The sequence below is a fragment of the Phycisphaeraceae bacterium genome (genome assembly GCA_019636655.1).
Taxonomy (GTDB): domain Bacteria; phylum Planctomycetota; class Phycisphaerae; order Phycisphaerales; family UBA1924; genus JAHBXB01.
In genome coordinates this window covers 742,470-762,725 of sequence record JAHBXB010000001.1, presented here as the reverse complement: position 1 = coordinate 762,725, position 20,256 = coordinate 742,470, and the positions used below count along the sequence as shown (strand labels likewise).

At 62.6% G+C, this 20,256-nt stretch carries 18 protein-coding genes and 1 tRNA gene; 12 read left to right on the top strand and 7 right to left on the bottom strand.

Translation table 11 applies throughout. The features are described from left to right. The first annotated feature begins 162 nt into the window (after nt 1–162). Nucleotides 163–2,808 (top strand): relaxase domain-containing protein, encoded by a 2,646-nt coding sequence (locus KF745_03315; protein MBX3357435.1) that lies wholly within the window; start codon nt 163–165, stop codon nt 2,806–2,808. After that, complete coding sequence (locus KF745_03310) at nt 2,798–3,202, top strand: hypothetical protein (GenBank protein MBX3357434.1); 405 nt, start codon at nt 2,798–2,800, stop codon at nt 3,200–3,202. Before KF745_03315 ends, KF745_03310 begins: the two co-directional genes overlap by 11 nt. On the opposite strand, the gene KF745_03305 is transcribed toward KF745_03310, so the two are convergent. Beyond that, nucleotides 3,203–3,421: a hypothetical protein gene (locus KF745_03305; protein ID MBX3357433.1), complete on the bottom strand. Its 219-nt coding sequence runs from the start codon at nt 3,419–3,421 to the stop codon at nt 3,203–3,205. A 171-nt stretch (nt 3,422–3,592) separates the two neighbouring features. On the opposite strand from KF745_03305, the gene KF745_03300 reads away from it, so the two are divergent. After that, on the top strand, nt 3,593–4,216 hold the full coding sequence (locus KF745_03300) for a recombinase family protein (protein ID MBX3357432.1): 624 nt from the start codon (nt 3,593–3,595) through the stop codon (nt 4,214–4,216). Continuing rightward, nucleotides 4,213–4,539 (top strand): WGR domain-containing protein, encoded by a 327-nt coding sequence (locus tag KF745_03295; protein MBX3357431.1) that lies wholly within the window; start codon nt 4,213–4,215, stop codon nt 4,537–4,539. The genes KF745_03300 and KF745_03295 overlap by 4 nt, the downstream gene beginning before the upstream one ends. Nucleotides 4,540–4,653: 114 nt before the next feature. Here KF745_03295 and KF745_03290 read toward each other — a convergent pair whose 3' ends face one another. Beyond that, nucleotides 4,654–4,965 carry a hypothetical protein gene (locus tag KF745_03290; protein MBX3357430.1) on the bottom strand — a complete coding sequence of 104 codons (312 nt, stop codon included), beginning with the start codon at nt 4,963–4,965 and terminating at the stop codon, nt 4,654–4,656. A 1,243-nt stretch (nt 4,966–6,208) separates the two neighbouring features. Between KF745_03290 and KF745_03285 the strand changes: the two genes are divergently transcribed. From KF745_03285 to KF745_03255, 7 genes are all read left to right on the top strand, one after another. Beyond that, nucleotides 6,209–6,553, top strand: a complete 345-nt coding sequence (locus tag KF745_03285; protein ID MBX3357429.1) for a DUF1232 domain-containing protein — start codon at nt 6,209–6,211, stop codon at nt 6,551–6,553. Beyond that, a complete protein-coding gene (locus KF745_03280) occupies nt 6,550–7,380 on the top strand; it encodes a ParB/RepB/Spo0J family partition protein (protein ID MBX3357428.1) in 831 nt (276 codons plus the stop codon). The genes KF745_03285 and KF745_03280 overlap by 4 nt, the downstream gene beginning before the upstream one ends. Nucleotides 7,381–7,596: 216 nt before the next feature. Continuing rightward, entirely contained in the window at nt 7,597–8,988 is a 1,392-nt protein-coding gene (locus KF745_03275; protein ID MBX3357427.1) for a TraM recognition domain-containing protein, read from the top strand. Between the two features lie 70 nt (nt 8,989–9,058). Continuing rightward, nucleotides 9,059–9,649, top strand: coding sequence for a hypothetical protein (locus KF745_03270; GenBank protein ID MBX3357426.1), 591 nt, complete (start codon nt 9,059–9,061; stop codon nt 9,647–9,649). 22 nt (nt 9,650–9,671) lie between these two features. Beyond that, entirely contained in the window at nt 9,672–9,965 is a 294-nt protein-coding gene (locus tag KF745_03265) for a hypothetical protein (protein ID MBX3357425.1), read from the top strand. Between the two features lie 27 nt (nt 9,966–9,992). Then, nucleotides 9,993–10,694, top strand: coding sequence for a J domain-containing protein (locus tag KF745_03260; protein MBX3357424.1), 702 nt, complete (start codon nt 9,993–9,995; stop codon nt 10,692–10,694). Nucleotides 10,695–10,945: 251 nt separating this feature from the next. Next, a complete protein-coding gene (locus KF745_03255) occupies nt 10,946–12,436 on the top strand; it encodes a recombinase family protein (GenBank protein MBX3357423.1) in 1,491 nt (496 codons plus the stop codon). Here the strand turns inward: KF745_03255 and KF745_03250 are convergent. From KF745_03250 to KF745_03235, 4 genes are all read right to left on the bottom strand, one after another. Then, nucleotides 12,418–12,491: transfer RNA gene (locus tag KF745_03250), tRNA-Pro, on the bottom strand. The two genes, KF745_03255 and KF745_03250, sit on opposite strands and share 19 nt — an antisense overlap. Before the next feature lie 123 nt (nt 12,492–12,614). Then, nucleotides 12,615–13,496: a type II secretion system protein gene (locus KF745_03245; GenBank protein MBX3357422.1), complete on the bottom strand. Its 882-nt coding sequence runs from the start codon at nt 13,494–13,496 to the stop codon at nt 12,615–12,617. Between the two features lie 159 nt (nt 13,497–13,655). Further along, nucleotides 13,656–17,924 carry a preprotein translocase subunit SecA gene (secA, locus tag KF745_03240; GenBank protein MBX3357421.1) on the bottom strand — a complete coding sequence of 1,423 codons (4,269 nt, stop codon included), beginning with the start codon at nt 17,922–17,924 and terminating at the stop codon, nt 13,656–13,658. Between the two features lie 190 nt (nt 17,925–18,114). Then, nucleotides 18,115–18,474, bottom strand: a complete 360-nt coding sequence (locus KF745_03235) for a hypothetical protein (GenBank protein MBX3357420.1) — start codon at nt 18,472–18,474, stop codon at nt 18,115–18,117. Between the two features lie 330 nt (nt 18,475–18,804). On the opposite strand from KF745_03235, the gene KF745_03230 reads away from it, so the two are divergent. After that, nucleotides 18,805–19,170 carry a hypothetical protein gene (locus KF745_03230; GenBank protein MBX3357419.1) on the top strand — a complete coding sequence of 122 codons (366 nt, stop codon included), beginning with the start codon at nt 18,805–18,807 and terminating at the stop codon, nt 19,168–19,170. A 31-nt stretch (nt 19,171–19,201) separates the two neighbouring features. Here KF745_03230 and gap read toward each other — a convergent pair whose 3' ends face one another. After that, nucleotides 19,202–20,239, bottom strand: a complete 1,038-nt coding sequence (gene gap / locus KF745_03225) for a type I glyceraldehyde-3-phosphate dehydrogenase (protein ID MBX3357418.1) — start codon at nt 20,237–20,239, stop codon at nt 19,202–19,204. Between the last annotated feature and the right edge of the window lie 17 nt (nt 20,240–20,256).

The following is a 20,256-nucleotide window of genomic DNA, read 5'->3' as shown; positions in this document are numbered from 1 at the left end:
GGTTGCCGCGGGCGTTGCGGCGATTCGATGGCTCGACTGACTTACTACGGGCGAGCCGCAGATTCCGGGAATCGTCGCGAGGGCATCGTGAAACGGTGAAAGAAGCGCGCGGCACGTGCAGGCAGTAACGCTTTTTCAACCTTTGCGACGTAGATTCAGTGGATGCTGCGCATCATCCAGAACACGTCGTCCGCCGGCGCGCAGTCGTACTTCAGTACGGCTGACTACTACAGCGAAGGTCAGGAGCTTGTCGGCCTTTGGCGGGGCGAGGGTGCAAGGCGACTGGGATTGGGCGGTGTGATTCGACAGGAGCAATGGGACGCGCTGTGCGACAATCGCGACCCATGGAGCGGGGAGCCGCTTACGCAGCGCATCAAGAGAGACAGGCGAGTGGGCTACGACTTCACGTTCAACGTGCCCAAGAGCGTCTCGCTCCTTTACGCGGTGTCTAAAGATCAGCGGATTGCCGACGCGATCCGTGATTCTGTAGACGCGACGATGGAAGACATCGAAGCGGAGATGCAGACACGCGTGCGGTCCGGGGGTCGGAACGAGGATCGGACAACCGGCAACATGGTCTACGGCCAGTACCTGCACACGACCGGCAGGCCGGTCGATGGATTGCCTGATCCGCAGCTGCACGTCCATTGCTTCGTCTTCAACTCCACATGGGACCCGGTCGAACAGCGCTGGAAGGCCGGACAGTTCGCCGGCATCAAGCGCGATGCTCCGTTCTTTGAGGCGGTCTTTCACTCGCGGCTGGCTCGCCGGCTCGAGGAACTCGGGCTGGCGGTTGAACGCACGAAACAAGGGTGGGATCTGTGCGGAGTGCCATCCTCGGCGATCACAAAGTTCTCGCGGCGCACGAGGCAGATTGAGGAACTCGCGAAAGAGCTCGGCATTACCGACCCGGACGCTAAGGGCGAGCTGGGCGCGAAGACGAGGGAGAAGAAGCAGAAGAACCTTCGGTTCGATGAGTTGCAAGAGCAGTGGACGGCGCGGATGTCGGCGGAAGAACTCACGGCCATGCAGTCCGTCCGAGCGCGGATCGGGCGCGAGGAGATGGCCGAAGACGATCGTCTGGCGAGTGAGGCGGTGCGGAACGCTCTCGACCACACCTTCGAACGGGCTTCCGTTGTGCCGGAGCGCCGACTGCTGACAGAGGCTCTGCGGCGGGCGGTCGGCGCGGCATCTCCGGAAACAGTCGTAGCCAAGGTCGCGGTCGCGGACGTGCTGACTGCGCAGCGAGATGGGCGTCGTCTTGTCACGACGCGGCGCGTGCTCTCCGAGGAGCGAGACATGATCGTGTTTGCCCGCAATGGTCGCGGCGCGTGCCGTCAGTTGGTGCGAGGCATCCACGCCTTCAAGCGTCAACACCTCAGCCATGACCAGCGCCGCGCTGTCGAGCATGTGCTCCATTCGCGAGACCGTGTCATTCTGGTTCGTGGCGGTGCTGGAACCGGCAAGACGACCATGATGAAAGAGACCATCGAGGCCATTGAGGCGACGGGCAAGGAGGTCTTCACGTTCGCTCCGTCGGCCGGCGCAAGCCGCGGCGTGCTCCGAGAAGAGGAGGGATTCAGCAAGGCAGAGACCGTTGCCCGGCTGCTGACCGACGATCGCATGCAGGCAGAGCTTCGCGACCAGGTGATATGGATCGACGAAGCGGGGTTGCTCGGGACTCGCACGATGGGTCGGGTGTTCGACCTGGCTGATCGTCTGCACACCCGCGTCATCCTCTCGGGCGACCGTCGGCAGCACGGATCGGTGGAACGCGGGGCCGCTTTGCGTCTCCTGGAGGACCAAGCTGGCTTGGTTCCTGCGGAACTTCGCGAGATTCAGAGGCAGAGCGGTGAATACCGGGACGCCGTCCAGGCCTTGAGCAGCGGAAACACGCCCGCCGGGTTCCGGCAACTGGATGACCTGGGATGGATCAAGGAAGTGTCCGATGTGGATCGGTATAGGGTGCTCGCGGAAGACTACGTGAAGGCAGTGTCGGAGGACCCGTCTGACAAGGCCGCTCTCGTCGTCTCGCCGACACACTTGGAGGGCGAGTGGATCACCGATGAGATTCGATCACGGCTCAAGACTATGGGCAAGCTCGGAAGCGGCGAGCATCGCGTGGAATCCCTGGAGGCCGTCAATTTCACAGAGGCCGAGCGAATGGACCCGCTCAACTATGCCCCCGGTGACGTGCTGGTGTTTCACCAGAATGCAAAGGGCGTACGGAAGGGTCAGCGGCTCACGGTCGGAGTTGACGCGATTCCATTTGCCGACGCGAGCAAGTTCCAGGTCTTCAGGCGAAGCGTTCTGCCGCTTGCTCCCGGCGACCGGATACGCATCACGCGGAACGGCAAGACGGCTGACGGGTTGCATGACCTGAACAATGGCACGCTCTATACCGTCGCGGGATTCACGAGCAGCGGCGACATCCGGCTCACGAACAAGTGGACCATCTGCAGGGCATTCGGGCATCTCTCGCACGGCTATGTCGTGACCTCGCACGCTTCCCAGGGAAAGACAGTGAAGCGAGTGTTCATCGCTCAGTCGTCCCATTCACTTCCAGCATCATCGCGAGAGCAGTTCTACGTGTCTGTGTCGCGCGGTCGCGTTGGCGCGACCATCTACACGGACGACAAGGAGGCGCTCCTCGAAGCGGTCAGCCACTCAGACGACAAGCTGGCGGCCAGCGACCTGATGGGGGCCGACCTTCGTGAGCGGGGCCGGCACCAATGGCGGCTTGAGCGATTGCTGCCGATTCTGACGGATCAGCCGCACGAAAGAGAAGGGATGACGTATGACCGATAGATCGATTCTTCAGCGGTACTCCGGCAAGAATGAAGACACGCCACACGGTTCGGAGTCAGACACAACGGAGGACTGCGGGTGCTTCGGCTGGCTCCGCGGAATCCGCGATCGTGCCGTGATGCTCGAACTTCGCAAGAAGGATGGGAACATCCTTGCCGTCGGATATGGCTACCTCGACCATGTCGAGTTCAATCCATCTGATGGAATCACGCTCTCCGTTGCCGGCCGGAAGATCCAAGTCAAAGGGCGTAACCTCAACTCGGAAGTACGATCGACGGTCCGACTGTTCGAGGGGATCGCGCGGCACAGGGTGTCGTGGGTGCAAGAGGCCGACCAACCAGAGAGCTTGGAGTCACCGGAAGAGGCCACAGTTGTCGAGCAGATAAAGTGGTGACTACCGGCCTCGGCCGTGATCATCGCGATACATCTGCTTGGTGTGTTTCGCGTTGAGCTCCTTCAACAGCGGCTGCAAGAGTTGCAGCACGGAGGCGGCGGCCATGACACCCATCGAGATCATCGCGACCTTGTTGAACACAGCGGCGTCCGCGGATGGTGCGTTGCGGGCCATCTGTTGAGCGGCGTTGGCTAGGTGCAGCGGGTTCGGTGCGGTCATGACTGTGTGTACTCCTTCCCGACCGTACCACGATTCGAGGCGCGACGGTATGACAGTTGTGTGACAGTGCAATCTGGACTGTCAGGTTGGGGTGTACCCCAGCCTGATGTCAGACAGTTCCGCCGCAGTCCGTCAGGTTGAGGTCGCTTCAACAATTCCTTGACAGTTGCGATGCGAAGTTTTAGACCTGACCTGACAGTTCATGGAGGGCGGGTGACGGGGAAAGGACAGCGGATCGGATACGTGCGGATCAGCACCCACGACCAAAGCACAGAGAGGCAACTCGAAGGCGTCGCTCTCGACCGCGTGTTCACGGAGGCGGCATCCGGCAAAGACACGGATCGGCCGCAGCTCAGGGCGATGGTTGCGTATGCGCGCGAGGGCGACACGATCGTCATTCACAGCATGGACCGGCTGGCCCGCAACGTGGACGACCTTCGTCGGCTCGTCCAGGAGCAGACACGACGCGGCATACGGGTCCAGTTCATCAAGGAGAACCTGCTCTTCACCGGCGAGGAGTCGCCGATGGCGAACTTGATGCTCACGGTGCTGGGAGCCGTGGCGCAGTTCGAGCGGGACCTTATCAAGGAACGCCAGCGGGATGGCATTGCCCTTGCGAAACAGCGCGGCGTTTATCGGGGACGGAGCCGTAAGCTCTCGCCGGATCGGGTCACGGAGCTTCGGTTACGGGCGGTTGCGGGCGAGAAAAAGGCACGGCTCGCCCGCGAGTTCGGTATCAGTCGCGAGACTCTGTACCAATACCTTCGCGAAGTCAGCAGACGGGGGGAGAAATGATCGAGGTATTTGTGCTCAGGCTGGAAGCTCATAGCGAAGAGCGGAATCACCACAGGCGGTATGAGGTGTCGGTGGATCGCGACCTCTTGGAGCACTGGGTGGTGACCATCCGATATGGTCGCGTCGGCGCGCCACTTCGAGAGGTACGTGTGGGCGATGCGAACGTGGCAAAGGCCAAGGCCGTTGTAGAACACCGCCTGCGACGGCGCTTATCCGCCCCGAAGCGCATCGGGTGCAGGTACGCCGTTCGCGAGCTCAGCGTGGCTGGTGATGTCGTGTTGGCCGACTGGGTGTCACCGCTGCTATTGGCGACTTTGGCATAACGCCTTGGGGATGGTGAAACCCGGCGGAATACGTGTTTGTAGGGACCAAACGTGTGCCGCAGGGTGCGTCTGCGCTATCGGATCGACGGCGTGCGTGTCGAGCGTGACAGGCGCTTAACGGACACGCCGGGGAGCCTTTTCGATGGCCCACTGGATGGTGTCGTAAACCTGCTGTTCGGTGCCCGTGATGTGCAGCGTTTCGCGATCAGTGATTCCGAGCCCTTGCATCATGCGCTCGAATCTCTCCAAGGGAACCGCTTCCTGCGGCAGCGTGTAGAAGACCAGCTTGGACTTCTCGTCTTGGCCGTGAAATTCGGCAGCAATGTCGAGTGGCGAAAGCCCATGACGTTCCGCTAGTTCGTTCAGTTTGGTCAGGATGGCAACTTCAACATTCCCCAGGACTCGTCCGGACACAGGCTCACTCATGAGTGGTTCAAGAATAATCTAATGACTAGCACGGCTTGCCCATGTCTGGCAACCCGTTTGCTGGCGTACACCTTGGAGCCGAGGAAGCGGTATGCTGTTTGGAGCAGTTCCCAAGGAGGCCGGATGCGACACATGCATAGTGCCCGAAGTGGCTGGATCGAAGTGCCTTCGCGTTCGGCATTTTCTCCTTGGGGAGAAGCGGCTTGCTTCTCGAATGAGAAACACTTGATTGAGATCTTCGGTCGCCTTCCAGTGACGGGCGTGGTCCTCTTTCGCCGTCAGTTTGTGGATCGGCCAGTTTGGCGAAGGCACTCGCTAGAGGTGTCGGATGACGCCTCCAACCGTCCCGCACCCACGTCCTCCTGCCGATCAGACGAAGGGTCGTGGCCACCCATGACAACCTGAACTGCGGTCGCACCCTGTGTGCGATCAGCACCGCACGTGGTTCCCAGAAGACCGGCAAGAGGTTTGCCGTGACTGGGATCAGAAAGGCACGGCTCTATGCCAGGCCCCACTCACGGTGCGCACTTGCTTCAGACATCGCAGAACCGCGCACGTTCTCTGAGCGTCAATCCGCGAACTGAGTTCCTCCCTCCATTCGCTGAAGTACTCGCGGGTCTTCTTGTGCCGTGCGCGAGTAGTACAGCGGGCGACAACCGCAGCGTTTCTGTTCACGATGTCGCTGCTGCTTTGCGATGCCTCGCGAACCTGCTTGAGAACACAGCAGATGGCACGGCGCCAGACGGTGCAAGAAGTTGTCACTCGCTTTCCCCGGATGCATCACCCGTGCATCTGTCCTTCGAAGCCGAAGAGTTGCTTGAGGCCATTGCTTCGCATTACGCAAAGTGTCGGTCCGGTCCCCGCGAACGGGCGTGGATCGGCAAGTGCGAATGGCTCGAACTTGCTGGATTGCGCCGTGAGCGAAAGGATGCAGAGACACTCTTTGCTGAGTTGATCGCGGCCGAGTTTGTACACGTGCGTGATCATGGCCCTCGAAAAGGCTGGAGGCAATATCGCGCCGCTCCGCTAGGGCTCCAACACGTCCAATCGCATACGCGCGCGTGACTGCATGTACATACTCTCGCACACTACCGCACACTGCATCAAAGTACCTCAGGCGCACGCAGACTATGCGCAAGGTTGAGTGCATCATCGCAGCGCTACGTGTCGCATACTTCGGTGAGAGCACAACGAGTCGGGCTATGTGACCTGACCGTGCTCATGACATTCACCGGAGTGCATCATGGAAGCGTTCTTCTCGTTCCTGAAAGTCTTCGTCCTGTGTGGGTCACTGATGTTCATCGTCATGCTTGGCCTGCTCGCACTCCCAGCCAGCAGATTGAGATGCGTCGGTCTAGAGATATCCAAGTGGGCGATGTGCATCGGTCTGGCCCTCCTGACGATCAGCCCGTTGGACCTTGCGCCTGACGCAATCCCGTTGGTCGGATGGCTCGATGACTGTGGCTACGTTATCGCAGCCATAGCCGCAGCCCGGTCAGCCATAGCTGACGGTAAGAAGCGGAAGCTCTACGAAGAGATCGAACTCAACAACCTCCAGGGTCAGGCGCGAAAGGGGGAGCGCCAGTGAACACGACACTGTCCCATGCGCCGGTTGACGCTCTCGTCTGCCGCCCGCAGGTACGGCAGTCCTCCGGCTACTCGGACCAAGAGATCACGGGGCTTGCTCGCAGCATCGCGGAGTCCGGCGGCATTCATCAACCGCTCCTGGTACGTCGTGACGGAGACCTGCTCGTAGTTCTAGACGGCGAACGGCGGTTGCGGGCTGCGAAGCTTGCCGGTCTAACCACCGTCCCGATCATCGTCGAGGAGCAATCTTTGACCGAAGCGGATGTCACTCACCGTCAACTCGTGATCGACGCTCAGAGAGTCGGCCTCAGCCCGATCGAACGGGCGACCTCGATCAATCGGCTGATGACTGAAACCGGATGGACGGCGGCCCAAGTCGCGGTGAAGCTCGGCCTGTCGCCGGCAAGTATCTCCAAACTCCTCGCTCTCCTCGTCCTTCCGCCCGACGTAAAGGAACATCTCACTGCCGGCAGGCTCGCGATGAGTACCGCGTACGAAGTCGCAAAGGTCGCCGATTCGACTGAACGTGAGCGGCTTACCGCTGAGGCCGTGAACGGTCATCTGTCGCGAGAAGCGGTGGTCGCCAAAGTTCGATCAGCAAGCCAGGCCAAGGGCGGCCACATGCCCCGTCGGCGAACGGCTTCACCGCGTGAGCGAGTTGTGATTCCTCTCGGTGAAGGACGCTCTGTCATCGTGTCCGCGCCGACGCTCTCGATCGATGCGGTGGTGAACTGGCTCACCGATCTCGTCGAGCGCCTGCGGGCTGTCAGTGCCGACGGAACAGCGATGAGCGATGCAGTAGCACTGGTCTCTTCAAAGCGCAAGTAGGAGACAGGCATGGAACTCGTTCGCGTGTTCATTCTCTTCCTCATCGCGCTCGCCTGGAAGGCGGGACAGGACGCGAAGCGCAAACAGGGTCACTGATCTTTGGAGGCACCGATGTTTGGCCTATTCCGCAAATCCTCCGCGCCTGCACCTTCATGGGATCTCGGGTCACCTCTGCTCCACTGGAACGACCACGATCTCTGGACACTGCGAGACGCGGTGGAAGGAACGCTCATACTCGGAGCTACGGGATCAGGCAAGTCATCCGGCAGCGGACGTACGCTGGCCCTGGCGATGCTCCGCGCTGGTTTCGGTGGGCTTGTACTCACCGCCAAGCCCGATGAACGGGCACTCTGGGAGACATATTGCCGCGAAGCCGGACGCCATGATGACCTGATCGTCTTCGGGCCGTCGTCTCCCTGGCGGTTTTCCTTCCTGGATCACGAACTCAAGCGTGACGGTGGCGGCGCTGGTTTGACTGAGAACATCGTCAATCTGCTCTCGACCGTGCTTGAAGTGGCTGAGCGAAGCACGGCCGCTGGTGGGGATGGCCGTGAAGACTCTGGCTACTGGAAGCGAGCGAACCGTCAACTCTGCCGCAATCTCGTCGATCTGCTGGTGTTCGCGAAAGGCAGAGTCACCATTCCCGATCTGTACCGGCTGGTGGTGTCGGCTCCCACATCACGCGAGCAGCTTGCCTCAGAAGAATGGAAAAAGTCCTCGTTCTGCTTCCAGTGCTTGGCGGATGCAGATAGGCGTGGCAAGGGATCTCGCCAGCAAACAGACTTCGAGATCGTCGCCGACTATTTCATGCAGGAGTTCCCCGCCTTGAGCGACAAGACGCGCAGCGTCATCGTGTCCACGTTCACATCGATGGTCGATGTTCTGAATCGGGGCCTGCTGCGTGAACTCTTCTGCACGGAGACAAACATCACGCCTGCTGCGATCCCGCACGGGAAGGTGATCGTGATCGACCTGCCCGTGAAGGAGTACGCCGAGGTCGGCCAGTTCGCGCAGGTCCTCTGGAAATACGCTGTGCAGCGCGACATCGAGCGGCGCGACGTGAGGCAGAGCCCGCGTCCGGCGTTTCTGTGGACCGACGAGGCACAGCACTTCGTCACCTCATACGACATGCAGTTCCAGACCACTTGCCGTGCTGCCCGCGTGGCAACGGTCCTGCTCTCACAGAACTACAGCAACTTCATCGCGGCTCTGGGCGGTGGAGAAAAGGCACGGGCCGAAACCGATTCGCTTCTGGCCAATCTCAACACCAAGATTCTGCACGCCAACGGCGATCCCGTAACCAACGAATGGGCCTCCGGCCTCATCGGGCGGTCGCGGCAGTGCCTGGCCAACGGCAGCAGCAGCTATTCATCGGAAGAGCAGGCAAATGCCGTGCTGGGCCTCTCGTGGCTCGGTGCATCGGGCAGTACCAGCGGCGGCTTCTCGGAAACATGGGAGTACGAAGTTCAACCAAGGGAGTTCACACGGCTTCGCACTGGCGGCACGGCCAATCGCGGTGTCGTCGATGCGATCGTCTTTCAGAACGGAAGAGTGTTTGAAGGCTCGGGGCGCACTTGGCTCCCCGTGACGTTCAGGCAGAAAGCCTGAAGACAAGTGGATGGCGGATTGACGGCACGAACAAACCGGGCGCGATCACTGCGCGCCCAAGGAGACGTACATGCACCAGCAACCTCTTCCCGGCAGCCGCAAGATGGAGTTTCAGAACGGCGTCAGCATCTTCGTGTTCCTGTGCCGGGCATTGGCACTGTCGGTGGAGGTATTCCTTCACCGACTGGAATCGTTCGGCGAGCGGTACATCGGACTTCAAGCCGGCGCCGCGGTGCTGCTGATGCTCTTTTTCCCGATCTGCTGCGAAGGCCAGAGCGCCGAGCCGCTGCTGTTCTTCTTGGCGTGCTTCCTCTTCATGTGCATCTGTGTTCGCGCTCGCGTGCATCTACGCCGCAAGCGGGGCGGATCGCAGCCGCACACGCTGTACACCGGCACGCCAAGGTTGATGCGGGTGTTTCGGCGAATGCCCGAAGAGAAGGTCAAAGGGATCGTGGAGCCGCTGCTCACGTTCCTGGTCGGCGCTCTTGCGCTGGGTCTGAGCCAGACGCTCGGCTGCTACCTGATCCTCGCAAGCCTCGGCCTTCTTGTCTCAACCAACCTGACGCTCGGATACGAGCGGAAGCGGGCATTAGACATGCACGATGCCTTCATCGAACAGCGTGGTGCGTCGGACCGATTCCGCGACCTGCGCGGTGAGTAATCAAACCTGAAAGGAGACAGTCATGAAGCAAGAGAAATCCACTCCCAAGATCGGTGCTGGTCATGCGGCGGCTATGGCAAGGCAAGGCCTCGCGGAACTGCGGGCCGCCATGTACCCCTCATCCAACGTCGCGCAGCCTCCGCAGTATGGCATCTATGGCACCCGGACGCCGGGCGAAGTCATGGAAGACAAGGAAAAGGCGGCGCGCGATCCGGACGAACGGCCGTCGATCCTCGGTGAGCGATTGCAGCAGGCGGAGCGCGATGTCGAGTCGCGCGAGCCGCAGCCTCCACAACAGGAACTCGAAAGGGATTGAGCGTCACTTGAGTACCAGGAGATCACCATGTACCTGCTTGCCCTTGTCGGCTTCATTGCTGCCGCGATCTATTTTCACCGCTGGCTGAAAAAGACCGAGACCATGAAAGTCCGACTGCGATTGACCCGGATTCTGAGCGTCCCCGTGCCCGGCCCGACGACCCGTCGCCTTTTCCGCCAGAACATGGCGGAGCGCGGGTTCGTGCTGAAAGCATCGGACGAAATCATGGACGTATTCCTTCGAGGCGACACGAGTGTTCTGCAAGTCCCTGCACAGCGCCCGCTGTCGTGGCGAGAGATTCCGGCACTGGCCGTCGCGGGCTTCGGCGATGACGGCCGCAGCACGTTCATCCAGTTCCGGATCGAGCCCGTCTCGTGCGTGACCTATTCACCGTCTGCCATGAATACGTTCTGCGAGTGCGCGGCGGACGAATGCGACAGCATCGCAGCGTGGATGCGAGCAGTGGCGGCGGAGCAACAGCCAGAACCAATTCCTTCGACGACCGATGGTGGAGACGCATCGTTTGACGATCTGAAATTGCTCGGCTTATCGCCTGGCGCTTCGATGGAGGATGTACAGGCCGCGTACCGCGCGGCGTGCCTGCGATTCCATCCCGATCGGCTCGCCGGTGCTTCACCGCCGGATGTTGAAGCCGCATCCCGAAAGTTCCAACAGGTGACAGAGGCATACAGGCGTGAGAAGGCGAAATTCGCCGCGACTGCTGCATGAAGTGAGTTGGCGCTGACTAACCGGCAAGCACATGGCGAGACGGACGCTCCATCTTGACGAACTGGTTGCGCGGCGTGATGCCCCGGCGTCGCTTCCTGTCGGTACGCCCGAGTGGATCACGCCGGAGCTCGTGCTCCTCACGCGAAAAGTGTGGGAACCCCGCTACGGAAAGCCCCTTTCCGTCGAAGAAGCGATTACAATTGTCCAGACGGCAGGACGGTTGTTCGAGCTTCTCAAGCGGGAGTGACGCCATGAAACGCTTCGTCGCCTTGGCACGTGTCAGCAGCCGGGAACAGGAACGCGAAGGCTTCTCGCTTGCCGTGCAGGAGGATGCTCTCCGTCGATATGCCGCATCCGCTGGCGGCGAAATCGTTCGCTTGTTTCGGGTCGCGGAAACTGCGTCAAAGGCAGACGAGCGAACAACATTCCGCGAGCTAATTGCCTATGCGAAGAAGCATGCAGAAGAGCTGGACGGGCTGCTCTTCTATAAGGTGGACCGTGCGGTCCGCAACCTCTACGACATGGTTGAACTGGAACGTCTGGAATCGGAGTACGACGTCAGGTTCATCTCCGTCTCGCAGCCGACAGAGAACAACCCCGCCGGCCGCATGATGCGGCGGACACTCGCCAACATGGCGAGCTTCTACACCGAGCAACAGTCAGTCGATGTCCGCGAAGGCCTCGCTCGTCGGGTTCAGGAGGGTTGGTTCGTCGGCAAGGCTCCCTATGGCTACCGCAACGTCCGCAGGGATGGTCGGTGCGTCACCGAAGTTGATCCGGCGGCAGCCGAGAACGTCAAACGGATCTTCCACCTTTACGCCTATGAGCCACTGACCCTTGACGCCCTTCGTGACCGGCTCCATGCGGAGGGCTTGACGTACCGGCCGGAGGCTCCGAAGTTCACCCGCAGCAAGCTGCACGCGATTCTCACCGATCGGGCGTACATCGGAGAAATCCCGTTCAAGGGACAGTGGTATCCGGGCAAGCAGACGCCACTGGCCGAACGCTCAACCTGGGATCGAGTGCAAGCCCTCCTCGGCGGGCATGTCTACCACGCCCACCAGATGACCTTCGCCAGCGAGTTCATGACCTGCGGGCACTGCGGCCACGCCATCACGGGTGAGCAAATCATCAAGCGGGCCAAGTCCGGCGATCGTCGGTACGTGTACTACCGGTGCAGCCGGTACACCACCGACGGGCATCCGCGGGTGCGGGTGCCGGAATCCGAGATTGAGCGCCAGGTGCTGGAACTCTTCGCTCGTATGAAGGTGGACGATCCCGACGTTCGGGACTGGTTCCGGGCTGTCCTCGCGTCACAGACGCGGGACGCCCAATCCGACGCCCGGGCTCAGCGGGAGGAACTCCTGCGGCAGTCCTCGCTCCTGGTGGCCCAGCAGGACCGACTCCTGAACCTCCGGCTCGGCGATGACGTGGATCAGGACACCTTCGCCCGCAAGCACACCGAGCTTCGGGACCGGCTCGCGTCCATCAAGCTGCAACTGGACGTTCTGGACCGTTCCCACGACGAAACGGCCGAGCTCGCGGCCAAGGTGTTTGAACTCTCGCAAACACTGCAAAACACGTGGGTTTCTGCGGATTACGCCACGAAGCGGCGAATCCTCGAAATCGTCTGTTTGAACTGCACCCTGGATGGCGCAAGTGCTGTGTTTTCAACGAGAAAGCCCTTCGATGTGCTCATCGAAGGGCTTTACTCTGAAACAAGTCGGGGTGAAAGGATTTGAACCTTCGACCTTCTCGTCCCGAACGAGACGCGCTACCAAGCTGCGCTACACCCCGGAATCTGTGCGGTCATGGTAGCCCCCGTGCGGGCAGGGCTCCACGACACCGGACCACGGACTATCGGCAATTCTCCGACCGGTCTTCCGGGCGGCTTGGACGTTGCTTGCTGACTCACGGGCCCTAGTGCCGTCCGGAGGTATTGGGCTCGCGGGCGTTCTCTTCCGGGAACGTCGGCGTCGTCACGTAGATGTTGTCGTCGCGGGTGCCCGGATCACCATCGGGGCCCACCGAATAGAAGTACGGGCGCTTCCCCGGGCAGACGCCCTCATCGGCGTCGCCCACCGAGCCCTTGACGGGCGTGCCGGGCGGACGGAGCGCGAAGGGAAGGTACGAGCGCCGAACCTGCACGCCATCGATCGTCCGAGGGTTCCGGTTTGGGTGGATCGGGTTGTCCGCGTTCGTCCAGAGCGGGTTGCCCGAGGGGTCGGCCGCGGTCGGCTCGCCGGTCGGGACGCCGTCCTGGAGCCAGTAATACTCGCCGTAGCCGCCGTCGTACTTGGGGTGGACAAACCGGATCGGGTGGCCAAAGGCGTCCTTCACGATCACCGTCGCCAGCGCCGTTCCGCCCGAGTCCCGCGGCTGGCCCCACGCCGTCGTTATCGACGGCACCCGCTCGATAAACTTCGAATCGATGCTCTTGAAGATGTCGCCGGCGCGATTCTGGTCGCTCACAGCCAGGGCGAACAGGGCCAGCGACGGCTCCGCCGCGTCGGTCGGTGCCGCCACGACCGCGCGGCCGTCGATGATGGGAAAGCGCTTTCCCTGGCCGTCCACGAACTCCGACGGCGGGTTGGCCTCCTTCTCCGCCTGGTAGGAGGTGAGCATCTGGTCCAGGGCCCGGAGTACCTGCTCCGTCGCTCGCTGCTTGCCGGTTCCCATCACATGAGCCGAGACGGCCACCGTGATGGCCGCGAGGATGCCGATGATCACCAGCACCACGAGCATCTCGATCAACGTGAACGCGGCGAGCTTCCGTCTTGCCTGAGCAGCCTGAGTCTTCATGGGTCGTTCTCCGGACGCGCAGGGAAGGGTTGCACCGTCGTGGGCCTCGGCAGGGCAGGATACACCGAGGCGCGTGGCCTGTCCCAATCCGATACGCCCGCGGGTCTCCTCCGGATTCGCCTTTCGTCAGCACCCCGGAGCCTGCCGGGGGAACCACGGCTAGTTGTCATCCCCCTCCGAATCGCCCTGGGGTGGGGGGGTGTTCAGCCCGTCACCGGTGCAGACGCCGTCGGGGCGGTTGCAGCACTTCTTGTACTTCCGCCCCGAGCCCTGGGGGCAGGGGTCGTTCCGTCCGAGCCGCTTCTCGCTCTTGACCACCTGGGCGGGTTTGGCCGCGGGGTCGGTCCCCGCGAGCTGAGCGGCCTCAAGGTCCCGCTGCTCGCGGGCCGGAACCGGCATAGGAGCCAAGCCGGGCCCCATGATCATCGAACCGACTGGGTTCGCGGAGGGCATGGGGGCTCCCTGGGGACGGCCGTTGGCGGGGGCCTGCCGGATCGCCGGCGGCTGCTGAACCGGCGCCGGGGCCCGGGCGCCCCCAAGGCCAGGCGACGGCATCGCGAGCCGCACCTTGAGCACATCGTCGGTTACGCGGTTGCGGACCGATTGGAGCATGTCCTTGAACATCCGCGCCCCCTCGCGCTTGTACTCGATGCGAGGGTCCTGCTGACTGAAGGCCCTGAATGAAATGGCGCCCCGGAGCTGGTCCATCGCGTACAGGTGGTCCTTCCAGAGCGGGTCGAGCGTGTTGAGCAGCAGCGTGCGCTCGAAGAACAGCAGTTCCATGCGGAGCGAGGTCTCGATACGGGCTCGGATCGCCTGCTCGCGATCCGGCCCGGAAGCGCGGCGGATCTCATCCGTGATCCCAAAGCCCAATTGCTCACGGAAGTGGGCGTCAAGAGCCTCGTTATCCGTGATGGCGACGGCGTCGTGGATCTCCTTGGAGAGCTGGTCGGATTCGACCCACTTTCTGGAAGCCTCCAGCAGCAGTTCCCTCGCCTTCTGCGGCGGGGTTGCCTTCACTGTCTCCGCCGTCCAACCGAGCCTGAACCGGGAGTTGGCCCACTGCACCAGCCGGTCGAGCCCGGCCTGCGGGTCCTGCCGCATGACCATCATGGCCGTTTGCAGGGCAAAATCGACGGGCAGCTCCACCTCGCGGTCGCGGTAGAGCGCATCGGTCTTCTCGACGATCATCTGGACGACACCGTCGGCGCCCTTGTCCTGCATGACCCGGCCGATCTGGGCGGTGTCGAGGGTGATTCCGAACTTTCGCTCGGCCCAGCGTGCGAGCTGCTCGGCCCCGTATCCCTCGGCGACGAAGGTCTCGACCTTCGAGAGGTCCGCCTCGTCGATGCGGTGAATCGCGGCCTCTACGAGCTTCTCTTCGATCTGGCGTCGCGATGCAACGCCGGCCGTGCGGAGCTGCTCGATGTCCAGGTCGACGCCGAAGTGAGACTTCGCCCAGGCCACGAGGCCCGCCGCGTCGAAGTCGATGTCCCGCGAGGCCGAATCCGCATCGTCGTCGGGCATGTACTCGCCGATGGTGATCGCGATGTTGGCGCGGGCATCACTCTTGGCGTCCTCGCGGATGCGGGCGATCAGGTCGGGCCCATCGCGCCCACGGAGACGCTCGATCGGCACGGCGCAGTCGAGGGCCTCGGCGGCGTACTCGACCGCACAGGTCGCCGGGTAATCGCGCCCGAGGTAGGTGTCGACGGCGTCGTCAACGGCATCGGCGACGTAGTCGAAGATCAGGCCGCGGACGTTGTCCCCCTCGATCACCCGCTGGCGTAGACCGTAGAACGTCTGCCTCTGGTGCTCCATGATCTCGTCGTATTCGAGCACCTGCTTGCGGTATTGGAAGTTCCGCTCCTCCACCTTGCGCTGCGCGCCCTCCACGCTCTTGGAGAGCATGGGGTGCTCGATGGCATCCCCCTCCTTCATGCCCAGCGCCGAGAGGATCTTGAGGGTTCGGTCTCCCGCAAAGAGCTTCATGAGGTCGTCGTCGAAGGAGACGAAGAACCGCGAAGACCCCTTGTCGCCCTGGCGGCCGCCGCGACCACGCAGCTGGTTGTCGATACGGCGTGACTCGTGGCGTTCCGTGCCGATGACGTGCAGTCCGCCCAGGTCCTCGATGGTCTTGAACCAGCGGATACGGTGGAGCAGGAATCGGCCGTGCTCGTCGAGAGCCTTGCGGAGTCCTTCGGCGTCCAGGGTGTTGACCTTCTTTTCCGACAGCCATGTGTGCTTTGTCGCCCAATGCCGGAGCAGGTCCAGCTCGAGCTTGGCGAACTCCATCGCCTCGACCTCGCGCTTGGGAACATCAAGCTCACCGGGCGCGATCTTCCGGTAGACCGCCTCCTTGAGCTGGTCGTCGGTCGATTCAACGGTCACGGTCCGAGGAGCCAGCCCCCGCCTGAGCCAGTGGTCAAGCAGGGCCTCGCGGCTGAGCGGACCGAGCTTGATATCGGTGCCGCGTCCGGCCATGTTCGTGGCGATCATCACGGCGCCGAGTTGGCCGGCGTTCTCAACGATGTTCGCCTCTCGCTCGTGCTGCTTGGCGTTGAGCACCTCGTGCTTGACCTGGTGCGCCTTGGCGAGCATCTGACTCAGCGTCTCGCTCTTCTCGACGCTTGTCGTGCCGACCAGCACGGGGCGGCCGACATCGTGGAACGCCTTGATCTCGTCGACGATAAAGCCCCATTTGTCCTTGCCGGAGATGAACATGAGGTCGTCGTGGTCGCGCCGGACGACGGCGCGGTTGGTCGGGATCGACACCACATCCAGCTGGTAGATGTCGTGGAACTCCTGTGCTTCGGTATCCGCGGTGCCGGTCATGCCCGCGAGACGCTTGTACATCTTGAAGAAGTTCTGGATCGTGACCGTCGCAACGGTCTGCGTCTCCTGCTTGATCGGCACCTTCTCCTTGGTCTCGCATGCCTGATGCAGCCCATCGGACCACTGGCGTCCCACCATGGGCCGGCCGGTGAACGTGTCGACGATGACGACGGAATCCTCCATCCTGCCGGTCATCGGGTCTTCCTGCGGGATGACGATGTAGTCGCGATCACGCTGGTAGACCACGTGCGCCCGCAGGGACTGCTCCAGGAGGTGGGGGAGGTCCATGTTCTCGCCGACGTAGAACGAGCCGATACCCGCGGCTCGCTGAGCCTCCGCCGTGCCCTGGTGGGTCACATGGACGGACTTGCGCTCCATCTCCACCTCGTAGTACTGCACGTGGGCGGCCCGGGCTTTCTCCAGCGCGGGGAGTTCGGCCCGGGTCTGCTTGAGCTGCTCCTGGAGCGCCGGGACCCTTGCCTTGTCGCGGACATTGCGGATGTCGCCCTCGAGCCCCTTGATGCGGCGCAAACAGGCCTGCACCGCATCGTCGCCCTGCTGCCAGGGCCGCTGCTTCTCGACCAGGTGCCGCGCGAGGCGATCGGCCAGTTCGTAACGGGGGGCGTCCTCGTGCGCCGGACCCGAGATGATGAGCGGCGTCCGCGCCTCGTCAATCAGGATCGAGTCGACCTCGTCGACGATGGCGAACTCTCTGCGGCGCTGGACCTGTTGCTCGGCCGTCCGCTTCATGTTGTCGCGCAGGTAGTCAAAGCCGAACTCGGCGGTGGTGCCGTAGACGACGTCGCACTGGTACATGCGGCGCTTGACGTCTTCGTTCTGCATGTGCATCGGGTGGATGGCGCCGACCGTGAGGCCCAGAGCATGGAAGAACGGGAAGGTCCAGTCGCGGTCCCGCTGAACGAGGTAGTCGTTCACCGTGACGACGTGCACCTTCAGGTTCTCGATGCACGCGAGGTACGTCGCTAGCGGGGCCACGATGGTCTTGCCCTCGCCCGTCTTCATCTCGGCGATCTTGCCCTGGTAGAGCACCATGGCGCCGATCAGCTGGACATCGAATGGGCGGGCTCGGAACGGCGGCCGGCTCTCCGGAAACGCCTCACGGACCGCGTCATAAAGTTCGTTGGGAATGTCCACCTGCCGCCAGCCGGGCGACGGCTCGGTCATTCCCAGGAACGACCCCTCGGGCATTGCCGGGGGAAGCGCCTCGGCCTGCGCTCGGACCGTCGCGTAGACCTCCCGGGCCGACGCCGGCAGCAGCGAGACATCGAACCCGCGGGCGGGGTCGAGGACGTTTCGGATTCCCACCGAGCGGTCCATCGCCTCCCTTGCCACGGCGAACGCCTCGATCATGAGATCGATCGCGGAGGTCCCCTTGGCCCGCCGGTCGCGGAACTCCTGGAGTTTGGCTCGAATCTGACCGTCGGTCAGCGCCCTGGTCTCGGGCTCGAGCGAGTTGATCGCCTGCACCCGTTGCGTGTACTTCTTGACAAACCTCTCGTTGCGCGTCCCGATGATCTTGTTCAGGATCGGCCCGATAAGGGGGATTCCCTGGTGAGTTGCGGCTTTGGCCATGGTGATTCAGTTCGCTTTCTGCACGCCGTGGCCGCGAAGACGGGCCGCCGGCTTCAACCGACTGGAACGAAGGATGCGCCACCTCAACGAGACGGCGCCTGGAGCACTGGATGGTTTGATGCAGCCGCTAAAGCGGCCGCGGTGAGGGCTGGCGCGACGGGCGGCCCGCAATCGTGGGGCCGACGCAGGATTACGCCAGCGGGGGGGGGAGGTCCAGGTGCTCAACACGCACGCTGCAACGAGCTGGATCGAGTGGCGCCTTGGTTCGAAGGATGCTCGACGCCCACCGGCTTGCGGCGGCCCTTTCGGCAGCGGGCAGGCGCGGCGCTTCGAGCGGCGCGGCGGACCGCCGCGCGGCGCGGGCCAGGAGCGGAAGCACCCGCGTCGGGACGCGGTCCGTCAGCGACATGGTGCCCGGGGCGAGGCATCCGGGGTCAACACCCGCGGCCGCGTGCGCCACGACGAGCGTGGCAAGCAGCAGCATCGTCAGGCCGCCAAGCGCAGGGGCGGCGCGGCGAGTTCCAAACGGGTTTGAACAAGGGTGCGTCATGCGTGGCTGAACGAAGTGTATCGACGATTTGGCACGCAAACGGCAAGCCAGCTGCCGTGATTGATGCGACAGGCCTGTGGGGTGTCGTAGGCTGCCAAACGGTGGATAACTGGTCGCTTTGATCAATTCTTGACAGCCGGCTTGCCAGCGATACCGGTCCGAGATATTGTGGCGACCTCGGTCCAGCAGGGCCGATACCCACTACCGCCTGTGTGCAGGGCGCCACGGTCATTCTACAGATCGTGGGCATGGGCTGTTCGCTTGATGACGGATCGTTGAAGATCACGCCAGCACGGAAGCGTCGCGTGGAGCGACAAGGGTGTCAGTCGCATGATTGCCAATCGCGAAGTTCTGCCGGATACCCGTTCGTCCATCACCCACAAGTTCTCGTTGGCGGGTCATGAGGGGTATCTGACAATCGGGCTCCACACCGACGGCCGCCCGGGCGAGCTCTTCATCAAGATGTCCAAGGAAGGCTCGACGATGTCGGGCATGTGCCAGGCGTTCTGCCGGGCTTTCAGCCTTTCGCTGCAGTACGGCCTGACGCTGGACGACGCCGTCAAGCGGTTCAAGGGCATGCGATTCGAGCCGATGGGCCCCACGAGCAACGCAGACATTCCCGAAGCGCAGAGCATCGTCGACTATGTCGCGCGATACCTGGAGCTGCACTTCGGGTCGGCGCGCCGGCGGTCCTAAAAGGCGGAAATCGAGGCGGCTTGGCTGGGTGCTACTGCAGGCCGTCCTTGTCGGCCAGCATGCGGATCATGTCGACGCAGCGGGCGGCATAGCCCGCCTCGTTGTCGTACCACGACACGATCTTGAAGAAGTTCTTGTTGAGTTCGATCCCCGCGAGCGAGTCATAGATCGACGAGTGGCGGTCGCCGACAAAGTCGCTCGACACCACTTCTTCATCGGTGTAGGCCAGGACGCCCTTCATGGGGCCGTCGGCCCACTTCTTCATCGCCGCGTTGATCGCGTCAAGACTGGTCGCCTTGGCGGTCCTGAAGGTCAGGTCGACCGCGGAGACGTCCGCGGTCGGGACGCGGAACGACATGCCCGTCAGTTTTCCCTTCAGGGCCGGGATGCAGAGCGTCACCGCCTTTGCGGCGCCGGTGCTGGAGGGGATGATGTTCTGGTACGCGTTGCGCCCGCCGCGCCAGTCCTTCTTGGAGGGACCGTCCTGAGTGGGCTGCGTCGCCGTCGCGGCGTGGACGGTCGTCATCAGCCCCTCCTCAAGCCCAAACTCGTCGTGGATGACCTTGGCGACCGGCGCCAGGCAGTTCGTCGTGCACGAGGCATTGGAGATAATCGTGTGCTTGGCAGGGTCGTACGACTCGTGGTTGACCTTGTAGCACATCGTGGGAACCTGCTCGGTGCTCTTGGTTGGAGCCGAGATCACGACGCGCCGCGCGCCCGCCTGGAGGTGGAGGCCCGCCTTTTCATGATCTGTGAACAGGCCGGTGGACTCCAGCACATAGTCAACCTTCATGTCCTTCCATGGCAGCTTGCCGGGGTCCCGTTCGGCCATCGTCCTCGTCGTGCGGCCATTGACCGAAAAGGAGTTCTCCGTCGCGGACACCTCGGCGGGCTTCCCGTTGATCATGAACCGGCGATGCATCGTGTCGAACTTGAGCAGGTACGCGAGATTGTCCGCGGGGACCAGGTCGTTTACAGCCACGATCTCGATTCCCGGGTTCTCCGCGGCGATGCGGTAGAACAGACGACCAATCCGACCGAACCCATTGACGCCGACGCGAATAGCCATGTTGAACCTCGATTGGG

Excerpts from the sequence above, each read along its gene's own strand:
- KF745_03260 (MBX3357424.1), top strand. The coding sequence starts at position 9,993 with ATGTACCTGCTTGCCCTTGTCGGCTTCATTGCTGCCGCGATCTATTTT.
- KF745_03310 (MBX3357434.1), top strand. The coding sequence starts at position 2,798 with ATGACCGATAGATCGATTCTTCAGCGGTACTCCGGCAAGAATGAAGAC.
- KF745_03290 (MBX3357430.1), bottom strand. The coding sequence starts at position 4,965 with ATGAGTGAGCCTGTGTCCGGACGAGTCCTGGGGAATGTTGAAGTTGCC.
- KF745_03285 (MBX3357429.1), top strand. The coding sequence starts at position 6,209 with ATGGAAGCGTTCTTCTCGTTCCTGAAAGTCTTCGTCCTGTGTGGGTCA.
- KF745_03265 (MBX3357425.1), top strand. The coding sequence starts at position 9,672 with ATGAAGCAAGAGAAATCCACTCCCAAGATCGGTGCTGGTCATGCGGCG.
- KF745_03315 (MBX3357435.1), top strand. The coding sequence starts at position 163 with ATGCTGCGCATCATCCAGAACACGTCGTCCGCCGGCGCGCAGTCGTAC.
- gap (MBX3357418.1), bottom strand. The coding sequence starts at position 20,239 with ATGGCTATTCGCGTCGGCGTCAATGGGTTCGGTCGGATTGGTCGTCTG.
- KF745_03295 (MBX3357431.1), top strand. The coding sequence starts at position 4,213 with ATGATCGAGGTATTTGTGCTCAGGCTGGAAGCTCATAGCGAAGAGCGG.
- secA (MBX3357421.1), bottom strand. The coding sequence starts at position 17,924 with ATGGCCAAAGCCGCAACTCACCAGGGAATCCCCCTTATCGGGCCGATC.
- KF745_03270 (MBX3357426.1), top strand. The coding sequence starts at position 9,059 with ATGCACCAGCAACCTCTTCCCGGCAGCCGCAAGATGGAGTTTCAGAAC.
- KF745_03305 (MBX3357433.1), bottom strand. The coding sequence starts at position 3,421 with ATGACCGCACCGAACCCGCTGCACCTAGCCAACGCCGCTCAACAGATG.
- KF745_03235 (MBX3357420.1), bottom strand. The coding sequence starts at position 18,474 with ATGACGCACCCTTGTTCAAACCCGTTTGGAACTCGCCGCGCCGCCCCT.
- KF745_03255 (MBX3357423.1), top strand. The coding sequence starts at position 10,946 with ATGAAACGCTTCGTCGCCTTGGCACGTGTCAGCAGCCGGGAACAGGAA.
- KF745_03300 (MBX3357432.1), top strand. The coding sequence starts at position 3,593 with ATGCGAAGTTTTAGACCTGACCTGACAGTTCATGGAGGGCGGGTGACG.
- KF745_03230 (MBX3357419.1), top strand. The coding sequence starts at position 18,805 with ATGATTGCCAATCGCGAAGTTCTGCCGGATACCCGTTCGTCCATCACC.
- KF745_03245 (MBX3357422.1), bottom strand. The coding sequence starts at position 13,496 with ATGAAGACTCAGGCTGCTCAGGCAAGACGGAAGCTCGCCGCGTTCACG.